The organism is Mucilaginibacter sp. GW822-FHT03E02, assembly GCF_058801545.1.
The window spans coordinates 5,025,645-5,037,822 of record NZ_JBXANJ010000001.1 but is presented as its reverse complement, the minus strand read 5'-3'; the positions used below and the strand labels follow the sequence as shown (position 1 = coordinate 5,037,822).

Annotated in this window: 15 protein-coding genes; 14 read left to right on the top strand and 1 reads right to left on the bottom strand. The window is 43.6% G+C overall.

From position 1 onward, the window contains the following. Positions 1 to 38: 38 nt before the first annotated feature. Both AC1RM2_RS20930 and AC1RM2_RS20925 read left to right on the top strand, forming a co-directional pair. On the top strand, positions 39 to 185 hold the full coding sequence (locus AC1RM2_RS20930) for a hypothetical protein (protein WP_492987100.1): 147 nt from the start codon (positions 39 to 41) through the stop codon (positions 183 to 185). 760 nt (positions 186 to 945) lie between these two features. Next, entirely contained in the window at positions 946 to 2,115 is a 1,170-nt protein-coding gene (locus AC1RM2_RS20925) for a hypothetical protein (RefSeq protein ID WP_492987099.1), read from the top strand. On the opposite strand, the gene AC1RM2_RS20920 is transcribed toward AC1RM2_RS20925, so the two are convergent. Next, positions 2,105 to 2,329 carry a hypothetical protein gene (locus AC1RM2_RS20920; protein WP_492987098.1) on the bottom strand — a complete coding sequence of 75 codons (225 nt, stop codon included), beginning with the start codon at positions 2,327 to 2,329 and terminating at the stop codon, positions 2,105 to 2,107. The two genes, AC1RM2_RS20925 and AC1RM2_RS20920, sit on opposite strands and share 11 nt — an antisense overlap. Before the next feature lie 452 nt (positions 2,330 to 2,781). Between AC1RM2_RS20920 and AC1RM2_RS20915 the strand changes: the two genes are divergently transcribed. The 12 genes from AC1RM2_RS20915 (at position 2,782) to AC1RM2_RS20860 (ending at position 12,137) form a co-directional block, all read left to right on the top strand. Continuing rightward, a complete protein-coding gene (locus AC1RM2_RS20915; protein ID WP_492987096.1) occupies positions 2,782 to 3,684 on the top strand; it encodes an RteC domain-containing protein in 903 nt (300 codons plus the stop codon). A gap of 112 nt (positions 3,685 to 3,796) precedes the next feature. Next, positions 3,797 to 4,315 (top strand): hypothetical protein, encoded by a 519-nt coding sequence (locus tag AC1RM2_RS20910; RefSeq protein WP_492987095.1) that lies wholly within the window; start codon positions 3,797 to 3,799, stop codon positions 4,313 to 4,315. 62 nt (positions 4,316 to 4,377) lie between these two features. Next, positions 4,378 to 4,725, top strand: coding sequence for a DUF4134 domain-containing protein (locus AC1RM2_RS20905; RefSeq protein ID WP_492987094.1), 348 nt, complete (start codon positions 4,378 to 4,380; stop codon positions 4,723 to 4,725). A gap of 106 nt (positions 4,726 to 4,831) precedes the next feature. Then, on the top strand, positions 4,832 to 5,155 hold the full coding sequence (locus AC1RM2_RS20900; protein ID WP_492987093.1) for a DUF4133 domain-containing protein: 324 nt from the start codon (positions 4,832 to 4,834) through the stop codon (positions 5,153 to 5,155). After that, entirely contained in the window at positions 5,155 to 7,620 is a 2,466-nt protein-coding gene (locus tag AC1RM2_RS20895) for a TraG family conjugative transposon ATPase (protein WP_492987092.1), read from the top strand. The genes AC1RM2_RS20900 and AC1RM2_RS20895 overlap by 1 nt, the downstream gene beginning before the upstream one ends. A 22-nt stretch (positions 7,621 to 7,642) precedes the next feature. Beyond that, positions 7,643 to 8,023, top strand: a complete 381-nt coding sequence (locus AC1RM2_RS20890) for a lipoprotein (RefSeq protein ID WP_492987091.1) — start codon at positions 7,643 to 7,645, stop codon at positions 8,021 to 8,023. 64 nt (positions 8,024 to 8,087) lie between these two features. Next, positions 8,088 to 8,768 carry a conjugal transfer protein TraI gene (locus AC1RM2_RS20885; RefSeq protein ID WP_492987090.1) on the top strand — a complete coding sequence of 227 codons (681 nt, stop codon included), beginning with the start codon at positions 8,088 to 8,090 and terminating at the stop codon, positions 8,766 to 8,768. Further along, positions 8,755 to 9,423: a hypothetical protein gene (locus AC1RM2_RS20880; RefSeq protein ID WP_492987089.1), complete on the top strand. Its 669-nt coding sequence runs from the start codon at positions 8,755 to 8,757 to the stop codon at positions 9,421 to 9,423. The genes AC1RM2_RS20885 and AC1RM2_RS20880 overlap by 14 nt, the downstream gene beginning before the upstream one ends. Beyond that, a complete protein-coding gene (locus AC1RM2_RS20875; RefSeq protein WP_492987088.1) occupies positions 9,410 to 10,051 on the top strand; it encodes a TerB family tellurite resistance protein in 642 nt (213 codons plus the stop codon). The genes AC1RM2_RS20880 and AC1RM2_RS20875 overlap by 14 nt, the downstream gene beginning before the upstream one ends. After that, positions 10,048 to 11,241, top strand: coding sequence for a conjugative transposon protein TraJ (traJ, locus tag AC1RM2_RS20870; protein ID WP_492987087.1), 1,194 nt, complete (start codon positions 10,048 to 10,050; stop codon positions 11,239 to 11,241). Before AC1RM2_RS20875 ends, traJ begins: the two co-directional genes overlap by 4 nt. Before the next feature lie 54 nt (positions 11,242 to 11,295). Continuing rightward, positions 11,296 to 11,913, top strand: a complete 618-nt coding sequence (traK, locus tag AC1RM2_RS20865; protein WP_492987086.1) for a conjugative transposon protein TraK — start codon at positions 11,296 to 11,298, stop codon at positions 11,911 to 11,913. 2 nt (positions 11,914 to 11,915) lie between these two features. Then, positions 11,916 to 12,137 (top strand): hypothetical protein, encoded by a 222-nt coding sequence (locus AC1RM2_RS20860; protein WP_492987085.1) that lies wholly within the window; start codon positions 11,916 to 11,918, stop codon positions 12,135 to 12,137. Positions 12,138 to 12,178 lie beyond the last annotated feature (41 nt).

The window sequence follows — 12,178 nt, the reverse complement described above, 5'->3', positions numbered from 1 at the left end:
CATTATTAATTAAATGTTAAACAATAAATAAAAAAATCATGAAAACTTCAAAAATTAAATTACCACAAAAGAACAAAACGACTTTGTATTATTTTGGAAAAAAAGGGATGTATGGACCAAGCTCAGATAGCACTGACAATACTACCACTTGCACTACTGTAGTTACAACTACTCATATTTTTTAAACTTAATACAGAAACTTAAGCAACAAAGGCACATCTCACGCCTTTGTTGCTTCTTGTATAATTACGACAACGCGCGTCTTTTATTAACTATAATAATCAACAAAAATATGAAAACTTCAAAAATCAAATTGCCATTAAAACAAACACAAACGATGTATTATTACAAAAAGGCAGGCTTCCAATCGCTACAGTCCTATAGTACAGATCCCACCGGAACGTGTACATTAACTACGACAACCACACATATTATCATAAACTAAATAATCAACAAATCGTGAAAACTTCAAAAATTAAATTACCTGTAAAGCAAACTCAAACATTGTATCACTACAAAAAGACAGGCTCCTCAAAAATTCAATCCAATGGAACGGATGTAACAACGACATGTACAACTGTCGTTACTACCACTCATATTTAAATCAATTTTAAACTGCAAATCCTTTTGAAGGCCCATTTTTTATGGGCCTTTTAGATTATTTAGCTGTGCTTGCCATTAAACATTTCTTATGTTTTGCATTTTTAACTACAAATGTAAAACCTGAAGATTCTGATGAATTAGACCATCTGATCTGGTGCAGAATAGAGTTAATAGTCAAAGATTCTGTCGATGAAGGGGTTGACAATCTGGTCTAAGTAAAATGAATTTCAGTTAATTGTTTTACCCCCTTAAACTGCTGTGCCTATGTGTGATGTTTACCCATTTTAAATTATATCTATATACTGGCCGTTGCCTATGAGTGACGTCCCAAAAACTACGCTTATGAAATACGAATTAGAAACACTGGAAACATTGGTGAATAGTGCCGTTACCGGGGAATTAACTGTGGAGAAAGAAGGTGCCACTTTGTTAAAGAAGGAGGCCTGGCGAACGGAAAAAGCAATTATTCATAATTTGCTTTTGCAACGGAATACTAATTTGCTGCGGACCTATTTTACCATTCATGTGCAGAAGCTAGTTGATCTTTGCGACCGGCTGTTTGACGCGCCGGATGTGATGGTGAACCATCCCGGCATTACTGCGATCCTGGAATTATTGGGCGCTTTGAAAAAGGCAGTACCTAACCTGATTGACAGGGATATTGCATTGCCAAAAGCTTTTCGGGTAATCCAACGCGAAGCTATGTACTCCGATTGGAAATCTTTGTTGCCTACTTTCAAGGAGTTGGGTTTTTCAGATGAACTGTTGGAAATTGCGTCTTTACCTTTTGAGGAGTTCGGCTCATTGAACCGCAAGCTGTCGTGGTTTCATTTTATTTGGCTGAAGCAATACTTGTCTGAATTGCGGGACACCAACTTTAATAGTTTTGACCCATACCCTTCTGCGGATCATTTGCTGACGGAGCTCCTGATCCGAATGGATTTCAATCACCCGCGCTTGGTTGTGTATAGCAGCCGGGTGGTCAAAGAAAGCGCGGATAGTTTTGAAAGCGTTAAAGAACAGTTGCTGGTATTTAGTAAAGCAAAGAAGATTGTTAAGCAGTTTACGATGCTGTCTGCGGAGCCTTTTTACCAAAAACAACTTAGTATAGTTAGCGGCTTGTGTAATTGGATAGATCAGGAAGCCGATTTTGTTAACGAATATGACCAGGGCGTATTCGCAGCTATCGGTCAGAAGGTGCCGGTTAATCCTTATAAATTCATTTATGATATGAATATCGAACAACTGGCTTTCTGGAAGAAACTGCAATATGACCACCGGGTTTATATGGAAAAGGATTTGGACAGTTTCAGTATCAAGATCGCCTATAATTCTTCGACAAAGAATAAGGCCGAATTATCGGTAGGCAGCATCACTTCCAAAATGTACACTAAAGATTACCGGGTGATTAGTCCGGTGTACGAGATGGTCATGTCGATGATGGCGACCATTCGACCCATTTTAGAATTGTTACAGAAGATGTCTGATGACCTCCGGCCTTTTATGGCTTAACGTAATGACCCAGCTTCACTTTTTCAAGGAAGCTGATATATTCATGCCACAACCGGTGATCAAAGCCGGGTAGCTTTAATAGGTCATAAGCGGACTGATCCACGAGGTCAGCCAGTTTATGAAAACCGAGCTGCCCGGTTTTTTCTTTAAATGCAGGTGTCAGTTCAAGGTCGTCAATTGGCTGGTTTAATACGGGTTCAATGTAAGCTGTCATGCTAAGTAATAATATACTGCTATCCCGATTGCAGTAGCCTTAAAACAATATAGCGCGGGAAACGACCATATCCGTCTTAGAGGCACCGCAAAGAGCCCAGTAAACAAGATAAGCCGCACCCGCGCTATAGCGCGGGCGAGCAGCCTATTTTTCCTTGTTTACTTTGAAGTTTTGCGGTTTTCTAAGACAAGTAAAATAGCAGTCGCTATAATATTTTATACGTTGTAAATATAGTAAAATCCTCCCTTTGAGGAGTAGCCTAATTGCTTGCTTTTAGGCCTGCCTTTTGACTTCCCACCCTTTTCCCACTTGACACCTATGGGAGATAATCCTTTTTTTGAAAAAATATTTACCAATAATTAAGCCTATGAAAAGATGATACCCATCGTTGCTTTGTTGAAACTACCGCTCGTTGCGGAAGGCAAAGCGCAATTATCTAAATGTGTTTGTTTATGTTTAAATCGTATGCAAAGCAGGAACTCCTGCTAATGGAAGATGAATTAACAACAATTGTAACCGTAAACCCTGAACCCTTAGACCGGATGAAAGCCGCGCTGGTCTGTATCAGGAAATTCCTGCAACGCCAGTTGCAGTATATTACCAATAATCCTTTCAAGGATACTAAAGAAGAAGCTTCATTCTTCAAAACCATCAAACCCCAATTTTACTGTCAATACATTTTTGAAGTGGCTTTGTACAACCTGGTTACTTGCTTGCCTTGTGGTGACGATGAACTGAAACGCGCTTACTACCTGGATGAGTTGCGCTTTACACAAAGAGTATTTAAAGAGCATCCTTTTTTGTACCAGTATTACCGGCTGGGTGGTGATGAACTGGATGAACTATATTTTGTGCGTGGTGTCGCTGTCCAAAGCATGCTGATTCCCGAGGTGCCGGAACTGGATAGTTCATTTTCGACGAGTGGTGATTACCTCTTTGCCAAATTCAAAGCTTATGAAATGTTGCAGGAATATATCGCTCATGAACTTTCCAATGTCGGTAAAGCTAACAGGGTGGCTTTTGCCCGTCCCGGCAAAATGAATGAGCCTTTAAAATGGACAGGCGACCAGGTGAATGCGATTGAGTTGGGTTATGGTATCTGGTTGTCGGGCCAGTTGAATAAAGGTGATGCTTCCTTAGCTGATATTATGTATTGGTTAGGCCAGAGTTTGGATATTGATTTGGCCCGGCATACCCGGCGGTTTGATGAGATCAAGGCAAGAAAGCTGGTCAGCCAGACTCGTTTCACCGACAATATGCGGGATGCGATCCGGCAGCATATAGACAATGCCAACGCCTTTAGGCCGAATGTGCTACGTAAGGCTAATAGAACCGGCTCAAAATCAGACCGATAATCGGAAACTTTCGCCACTTTTTTGGACTGCCCGATTAGGGTTCGCCATCCCAACAATTTTGCTGTAACAAAAGCCTGCCGCAATGGAGCGGCAGGCTTAAACAAACCATTTTATGTTACATCAAATCACCTGGCAGCAGTACACGGTATTTATTGTTGCGTTTTTATTGATCTGGTATGCGGTCGTCTGGCTGAAGTATTTTAAGAAACCGGCTGACGATGGGGTTCAGCATCAAGAGCCTTTGGCGGACCGGAATTTCGAGGACGATGAACCGGACGACCTATTGGGCAGGCCTGCCGAAGAATACGGGGTAAGCACCGTAAGCAGTGAAGATTTAGGCTTTCACCCGGATGCGGACGTTGACTTTGAGGCTGAAACAGCGAGGGTTGACGAAACGGAAGAACTGCAAGGTTTGGTGCCGGATGTTCTGGAAGAGATCAAAACGGTTATCCAAACGGTAGAATCCGGCGAAGGAACTAAGGAGGATTTTATCAGCTTGTTTAAACTGGTTTCCTCGAAGTACCCGCAGATCGCAGAAAGCCGTCACCTGGAGGCTATTAATGAATGGATCACCAGCAATGTGCCTTTTGAATTAACTGAAGAAGAATTGTACCAACTCTGGATCAGCTAAAGCAAGCTTATCCCCACAAGAAAACGGTAATCAATTAAATCAGTGAACTCAAAAAAGCAACAATGAAGAACCAATTCATCAGTCCAAAAAAACAAAATGCGGCGAAATTATTACTGGCATTATTTGTCGCCAATGCCTTAGACCTGTTCTTTAACGCGACAAAAGCGCTGGCCCAGGATGGTAATGCCGGTATCTCACAAGCGACCACGATGGTCAAGGGATACTTTGATACCGGCTGCAATTTGATGTATGCCATCGGTGCCGTTGTTGGTATCATCGGTGCCATCAAAGTCTATTCAAAATGGAACGCCGGAGAGCCGGATACCAACCGTGTGGCAGCGGCCTGGTTCGGCTCCTGTATCTTCTTAGTGGTCGTGGCAACGGTGATCAAATCGTTCTTCGGCTTATAGGCCATGGGGCAATGTAAACATAAATAATAACCCAATAAAAGGCATTTCAGTATCCTTCCCCCGTTGGGGAAGGTGCCGAAGGCCATGGTTAAATAAGGAGGCAAATATGAGTTCAGTATATGAAATTAATAAAGGGATAAACAAACCTTTAATGTTCAAGGGGCTGAAAGCGCAGTATATCGGCTATTTGGGAGGCGGCTTGCTTTGCCTGCTTATCCTGTATGCGGTGCTGTATATCAGCGGCGTGAACAACTATATCTGCCTGGTGATTATCGGTGGTTTAGGAACAGGTTTGATGATGACCATATTCCGGTTTAGCCACAAATATGGTCAGTACGGATTACTGAAGAAAAGCGCCAAACGGAGCATCCCCACCTACCTGAAGTTCAGGACAAGGAAATCATTTATTAATCTTAAAAAAGGAAATTAATGGTCAATATTGAAAACATATTACCGGTGTATAAAGTGGAGAACGGCTGTATCGTATCGGTACAGGGTGACATTACCGTTGTTTTTAAAGTAACCCACAAGGATATTTTTACGGCCTCCGCTGATGATTATGAAGGCGCGCACCATGTCATTGTAAAAGGGCTTAAAGTATTGCCTAAAAATACGGTCTTTCATAAGCAGGATATTTTCCTCAAAGCAAAACACCGGGCCAAATCTGATGCGGATGCAGGTTATCTGGCCCAAACAGGCGAAGCTCATTTTGAGGGCCGTCCTTACCTGGAGCATACCTGTTATATCATGCTGACTAAAAAGCCGGACGACCGCAAGGCGGCCAGCAGCGGTTATTCCGGTCTGATGCGTAGAAGGGTTGTTCCCAAGCAAACCATCGATGAAAAACTGTTCCTGGACTTTATGGAAAAGGTCGGTGCCTTTGAACAGATCCTTTCAGATAGCGGTTACCTCAACTTAAAACGCCTGACCGATGATGAACTGGCCGGAACGAGAACCAAAGCCGGGATCATTGAATCTTATTGTTTCCTGCTTTCACAGGATGAGAAACCGATGCTGAAGGATGTACACCTGAAAGACGAGATCAGGATCGGTGATAACCATTGCCAATTATTTACATTATCAGATGTTGAGGATTTGCCATCACTTTGCGGCAGCCGGGTCAATTATGACAAGTACAGTACGGACAAAAGTAATTTCAGTATCGGCTTTGCCTCTCCTATCGGTTTACTATTGGACTGCAACCATTTATACAATCAATACATTTTTATAGGTGATGCGCAGGCCACGCTAAAAGGAATGGAGAAAAAGCGCTTGCGTTTACAATCCTTATCTGCTTACAGCCGGGAGAATGCAATCGCCAGGGATGCGACATCGGACTTTCTGAATGAGGCGATCAGCGAACAAAGGCTGCCGGTAAAGGCGCACTTTAATGTGATGGCCTGGACGGATGATGTCAGCCAGTTACAGCCGATCAGGAATAAGGTTGGTTCAGCAATGGCGCAAATGGATGCGGTTGCCCGGCAGGAAACGGACGGAGCCGCGCAGATCTGGTGGGCAGGCTTACCGGGGAACGCGGCGGACTTTCCGATGAATGACACGTTTGATACGTTCGTGGAACAAGCTACCTGTTTTATGAACATGGAGGGCAATTGCAGTTCCGATGGCAAGGGTATCCGTTTTGGTGAACGCAGCCACGGTAGGCCGGTATACGTTGATCTGTTCGACAAGCCTATGAAAACAGGTTTGATCACCAACCGTAATATGTTTATATGCGGTGGTTCAGGTGGTGGTAAATCCATGACCATGAACCACATATTACGAACGCTTTACGATGAGGGTACGCATTGTGTAACGATTGATATAGGTGGCAGCTACAAAGGTTTATGTACACTGGTTAAGGGCTATTACTTTACTTATACTGAAGAAAACCCGATCAAATTCAATCCTTTCTATATCGGTAAAGGCGAGGTATTGGATATTGAAAAAAAGGAAAGCCTGAAAACGCTGTTGCTTGCATTGTGGAAGCGGGAGGATGAGCGTTATAACCGTTCGGAATATGTAGCCATATCCGGTGCCATTACCCTATATTATGAACACCTGAAAAAGAACCCGCTACTATTTCCCTGCTTTAACACCTTTTATGACTTCCTGATGCTGGAATACCTCGAAGTCATGAAGCATGGCAAGGTGAAGGAAAAGGACGTTGATATCAGTAACCTGCTGTATGTACTTAATCCCTACTACAAAGGTGGTGAATTTGACTATCTGTTAAACGCTACTGAAAACCTCGACCTGCTGAATGAGCGCTTTATTGTATTTGAACTGGACGCGATTAAGGGGCACGAGGTTTTGTTCCCAGTTGTTACGATCATAGTTATGGAGATGTTCATCTCGAAGATGCGGAAGCTGAAAGGCAAGCGTAAGATTCTGGCCATCGATGAGGCATGGATCGCGATAGCGAAGTCGGGTATGGCCAGTTTTATAAAGTATCTTTTTAAGACCATCCGTAAGTTCAACGGGATAGCCGCGCTCATCACACAGGAGGTGGACGACCTGTTAAGTTCACCTATTATCAAAGAAACGGTGATCAATATGTCCGATACCAAACTGTTGCTGGATATGCGCAAGTTCATGAACAAGTTTGACAAGCTACAGGATGCTTTAGGTTTATCGGGAAAAGCCAAAACGCTTTTATTGTCAGTCAACAAAGCCAACGAAAAAGGCCGGATGTACCGCGAGGTATTTATTGACCAGGGCGGGCAGGAACTGAAAGTGTACCGTAATGAGCTATCCGTTGCTGAATATCTGGCCTACACGACCGAAGAATCCGAAAAAATGCTGGTCGAGGAATATACCGCGCGTTGCAACGGTGATATGGAGCAGGGAATCGCCCTGCTGATCCGGGAAAAGTACAGTAAATCAATTAAACATTAACATTTACCAATTAACAAAAATCATGAAAAGGATTATTTTATTAATCAGTATAGCTATTGGCTTAACCGCCTGCAACAATGGCAATAACAACAATGTAATAACCGGGTTTATCCCAGGTACTTATGTGAACCAGGCGCAGAGCGGTTACAGTGTGGCCAATGATACGCTAATTATTGACAAGGCTAAAAACACGGATAATATTTACCTCATTACCCGCAAGACGGGTTATCGCCGGATAACCGACGGCAAGCTGCAACCCTTGCAGCACCAGGTCAAACGCTGGTCGGGGACATGGGATAACCAAAAACAGATCCTGGAGGTGATGCAAACCCATACTTTCCTCCTATTTCAGCCGGACAAACGGAACCTGCTTAACGGGGTAAGCGAATACTGGAAACTTTAGTCACTATCTAATCAACAAATTCTTTAACTATTTAAACGCCCCTTCAGGGGGGTAAGGGGGGCTTATGAAGAAATTTATGGTGATTCTGCCATTATCCGCAATGACACTATTCGTGGCATTGCCCAAGGGTGCAGATGCACAATTTATTATTGCCGATGTGATTAAAGCGGCCATTACTAAAGTGATCAAAGCGATTGACCTGAAAGTACAGCGGCTGCAAAATCAAACGATCTGGCTGCAAAATGCCCAAAAGACGGTAGAAAACCAGTTGCACAAACTGAAGCTCAATGAAATTTCTGAATGGTCACAGAAGCAAAAAGACCTGTATGGCAAGTACTATAAGGAGTTGCAAACGGTGAAATCCGTGATCGCTTATTACGAGCGCATCAAAGATATGACGAACAAGCAAACCAACTTATTGAACGAGTATAACCATGCCTGGGGTCTGCTGCGGAACGACAAACATTTTAGCGGGGATGAACTGACTTATATGCAAAAAGTTTACCGTGGTATTCTGGAAGAAAGCGTGGAGAATTTAGATGAACTCATGCTGGTCATCAAGTCCTTTCAAACAGAAATGAGCGATGCCAAAAGGCTGGAACTGATCAACGCCGCCGCTGACCGTATGGATACCAATTACAGCGACCTGCACCAGTTCAACAACCAAAACTATATGCTCAGTATCCAGCGGGCACGAAGCGAAAACGAAACACTCACCTTAAAACGCTACTATGGAATTCAATAAAATAGTTTTTAGCTCCCCCTTCAGGGGGCTGGGGGGCTTCTGCTTTTTGCTTTGTGCTTTCGGCTTTCAGCCGGTTAAAGCGCAGACGTTTTCCGAGTGGTGGTCACAGAAAAGCACCCAGATCAGTTACCTGGAGCAGCAGATCGTTGCCTCACAGGTTTACAGCGTGTATCTGAAAAACGGTTATAATATTTCACAACACGGTTTGGGTGTCATCGGTGGCTGGAAAGACGGCGAACTGACTTTGCATAAGGATTATTATAATTCCTTAAAAACGGTCAACCCTGTTATCAGAAATAATCCCAAGCTAAACGCTATTGCTGAATATGCTGGGGCCATTCCGGGCCAGTTTGACCACCTGCAAAACTTATCCGGTTTAACCACTGGTAACCGAACCTATATTAATGCAGTACGGCAAAAGGTATTAACCGAATGTAACCGGGATTTGCAGGAACTGGAATTGGTAGTGGTGAACGGCAAGGCCGAAATGACCGATGATGAGCGGATCAAAAGGCTGGATCAGCTATACGACAGCATGAAGGATAAGTTTGCTTTTACGGTATCCTATTGCAACCAGGTCAAAACGCTATTGCTGCAAAAGCAGCAGCAATTACAACAAAACAACACAGAAAGGAGGTTTTATGAGATCAATTAAAGTTATGGTGGCGGGCGCTTTTTGCTTTCTGCTTTCAGCATTAAGCTTTACACCTGCCAAAGCGCAATCTTACGAGATACAGCAACTTTTACTGGATGTGGCTAAACTGGCGCAGTTCAAAAGTATTTTGAAAGAAATGTACGATGGCTATACCATCCTGACCAAAGGCTACGGTACGGTTAAAAACCTGACCCAAGGCAATTTCAATCTGCACGAGGTGTTTTTAGATGGTTTATTGCAGGTTAGCCCGGAAGTAAGAAAGTATGCGCGGGTTGCCGATATTATAGCCGATGAAAGCAGTATCCTATCGGAATACAAAAAGGCATACAGCCGTTTTCAGAATAGTGGCAGGTTCAGTGTCAATGAACTGGATTACATCAGTAATATCTACGAACGGCTGACCAGTGCCGCTTTGCACAATGCCGCTGACCTGGCTGATGTGCTGACCGAATCGAAATTTCGCATGTCGGATGATGAACGGTTAAGCGCGATTGACCGCATTTATTTGGACACCAACGACAAACTGCAATTCCTCCGCAGCTTCAACAACCGGACAAGTATTTTACAGGCCCAGCGGCAAAAACAAACCAACGAAACGCAAACCCTTCAAAATTTGTACAAGCCATGAAAAAACTAAAAATGTTATCGGGCCTTGTGCTCCTATTGTTAATACCCTGTTTATCCCATGCCGAAGGCATCAACGATACCCTGACAGGTATGCAGCCGGTATTGGATCATGTGTATCAGCAAATGCTGCCTTTATGTGCGAAATTAATTGATGTTGCCCAGGGTATTGCAGGTTTTGCGGCTTTATGGTATATCGGTTCAAGGGTTTGGAAGCAGATCGCCCAGGCGGAACCCATAGAGTTTTATCCCCTTATGCGCCCGTTCGCTTTGGGTATTGCGATTGCACTTTTTCAAACTTTGGTGATCCCTGTGATGAACGGCGTTTTACAGCCGGTAGTAGCGGTTACCAACGGAATGGTGAAGGATAGCAATTCTGCCATCACTCAATTGCTGAAGCAAAAGCAGGATGCCGTAAAGAACAGTACATTATATCAAATTTATGTAGGGGATGATGGTAACGGTTCCCAGGAAAAATGGTACAAATACACCCACCCGGATGATCCTAATGGTAACAATGAGGGGATTATTGACGGTTTGGGTAATGATGTGAAATTCTTTTTAGATAAACAGAGTTATAATTTCCGCAACAGTATCAAGCAATGGCTATCTGAAGTGTTGGAGGTTGTTTATGCAGCATCATCCTTATGTATCAATACCTTGCGGGTTTTCTTTTTGATCGTACTGGCCATATTGGGGCCGCTTGTGTTTGGCCTATCGGTTTTCGATGGGTTTCAGCACAGTTTAACGCAATGGTTCGCGCGGTATATCAATATATTCCTATGGCTGCCTATCGCCAATATCTTCGGCAGTATCATTGGGCAGATCCAACAGGAAATGTTGAAGATGGACATTGCCCAGATCCAAAGCGCGGGGGATACTTTCTTTAACCAGACCGATACGGCGTATTTGCTATTTCTTTTGATTGGTATCGTCGGTTATTTCTCGGTACCGACCGTAGCCAACTTTGTGGTACATGCCCATGGTCATAACGGGATGCTGCAAAGGGTCAGTTCCGTAGCCAGTACGACGGTAAGCACATCTGCTGCTATGGCCGGAAGCGGTGGCGGCGCAGCCGGTTCACGAATGGCAAACGGAGCGGGTAATATCCTTAAAACGCCGGGTTACATCAAAGAAGGGTATCAAAGCGGTGGAAAGGACAGCTACCAAAAACACAAACTATCCGGTAAGTAATTAACAGATTTTTTAACCATTTAAAATTCTCCCTTTAGGGGGTTAGGGGGCCTTATGTTTACACAACTCAGAAATATTGACAGTGCTTTTAAGCACATTAAACTCTTCAGCTACCTGCTGATCGGCGCTTGTATCCTTATATCCTGCTTTGCGATCTTTAAAAGCTACCAGAGTTCAGATAATTACAAGAACCATATTTATATCCTGGCTAACGGTAAGGCTTTAGAAGCGTTCGCGGCAGATCGTAAGGACAACATACCTGTGGAGATCCGGGATCATATTAAAATGTTCCACCATAACTTTTTTACGCTTGACCCTGACGACAAGGTGATCGAGGCCAATATCACCAAAGCTTTGTATATGGCTGACGGTTCGGCAAAGACAGCTTACAGCAATTTGAAAGAAAACGGCTATTACGCCAATTTGATTTCCGGTAACATCAGCCAGCAGGTCGAAGTGGACAGTATCGCGCTGGACATCAATCAGTATCCCTATTACTTCAAATGCTTTGCCACGGAAAAGCTGATCCGTTCCACTTCAACGGTCAACCGTAGCTTGGTCACGCAGGGTTACTTGCGGAATGTATCGCGGAGCGATAATAATCCGCATGGCTTCCTGATCGAAAAATGGGAAACGCTGGAAAATAAAGACCTGTCCATTCAAAGTAAATAGCGATGAAAGTATTGCGAAAAAACAGGCAGGCCGTGTCGGACATGCGGCAAAGGGCGGGGTGGCAACTCAATAAAGTGATTGTCAAGCGGCAAAAGCAATTTGCAGATTATCTCAACCGTAAAACACAGCACTGGAATACGGCATCAAAATATTTGTTCCTTTTACTCGTATGCCTGCTTTTGGGAGCCATCAGCCTTAGCCTCATCATCGGGGCATTTTATTAATAGATTTTTTAACCGCTGCCATGCAGCACAAAACAAAACCA